The organism is Streptomyces sp. ACA25 (assembly GCF_028200735.1).
GTDB lineage: Bacteria > Actinomycetota > Actinomycetes > Streptomycetales > Streptomycetaceae > Streptomyces.
In genome coordinates this window covers 1-1331 of record NZ_JAQKPV010000062.1, presented here as the reverse complement: position 1 = coordinate 1331, position 1331 = coordinate 1, and the positions used below count along the sequence as shown (strand labels likewise).

At 74.5% G+C, this 1331-nt stretch carries 1 protein-coding gene; it reads right to left on the bottom strand.

All coding sequences use genetic code 11. The features are described 5' to 3' along the window. Positions 1-1331, bottom strand: a 1331-nt coding sequence (locus PJ985_RS23155) for a condensation domain-containing protein (protein ID WP_271685846.1), incomplete at both ends; no start/stop codon positions are given.

Sequence of the window (1331 nt, the reverse complement as noted above, 5' to 3'; positions counted from 1 at the left end):
CGACAGCGACGCCCGGATCCCGCACGACGTGCTCCAGCAGGCGCCGGAAGGTGGCGACCAGCCGCTCGGCCGTCGCCGGTTCGAAGAGGCCGCTGTTGTAGAGGACCGCGCCGCTCAGCCCGTCGGCCTCGTCGCCGCGCAGCAGGAACTCCAGGTCGAACTTGGCGGTCCCGGTGTCGACGAACTCCGCGGGCGCGGTCCGCAGCCCGGCCAGCGCCGCCGTGGGTTCCGGGCCGTTCTCCAGGGCCAGACAGACCTGGAAGAGCGGATTCCGGGACGGCGACCGCTGCGGGTTCACCGCTTCGAGTACCAGGTCGAAGGGGATGTCCTGGTGGGCGAAGGCGTTCAGGTCGGTCTCCCGCACCCGGGCCAGCAGCTCGGTGAACGACGGGTTGCCCGAGGTGTCGGTGCGCAGCACCAGGGTGTTGACGAAGAACCCGACCAGCGGTGTCAGGGCGTCGTCGGGACGGCCGGCCACCGGTGAGCCGAGCGGGATGTCCTCGCCGGCACCCAGCCTGCTGAGGGTCGCGGCGAGCGCGGCCTGCAGCACCATGAACGGGCTGCACCGTTCGGACCGGGCGAGCCCGGCGATCCGCGCGTACAGGTCCGGGCCGAAGTCGACGCGCACCGCGCCGCCGCGCTGTCCGGCCACCGGCGGGCGGGGCCGGTCCAGCGGCAGCACCAGCTCCTCGGGCAGGCCGGCCAGCGCCCGGCGCCAGTGGGCGAGCCCCTTGCTCAGCGGGCTGCCGGGGTCCTCGGCGTCGCCGAGCGACCGTCGCTGCCACAGCGCGTAGTCGGCGTACTGGACCGGCAGCGGCTCCCACCCGGGCGGGCGGCCGTCCCGCCGGGCGTCGTAGGCGGTGGCGAGGTCGCCGAGGAGCGGGCCGAGCGACTGCCCGTCGGTGGCGATGTGGTGCAGCAGGATCAGCAGCACCGCGGCACCCTCGGCGGGTTCGAACAGGATGACCCGCAGCGGTGGTTCGGTCCGCAGATCGAAGGCGTGCCGGGCTGCCGCGGTCAGCTCCGCCTCCAGGGCCCCGGGCGCCACCGGCTTCCGTGCGAAGTACGGCGGCGCGGCCTCGGGCGGCAGCACCCGCTGATGCGGCTCGCCGTCGTGGTCCGCGTACACCGTGCGCAGCGTCTCGTGCCGCCGGGTCAGGTCACCGACGGCCGCCCGCAGCGCATCCGCGTCCAGGTCACCGGTGATCCGCACGGAAAGCGGGACGTTGTACGCCGGCCCGCGTCCCTCGATCTCGGCCAGCAGCCACAGTCTGCGCTGTGAGAAGGACAGCGGCAGGCGCACGGGGCGCGGCTCGCGGGCCGCGAGCACT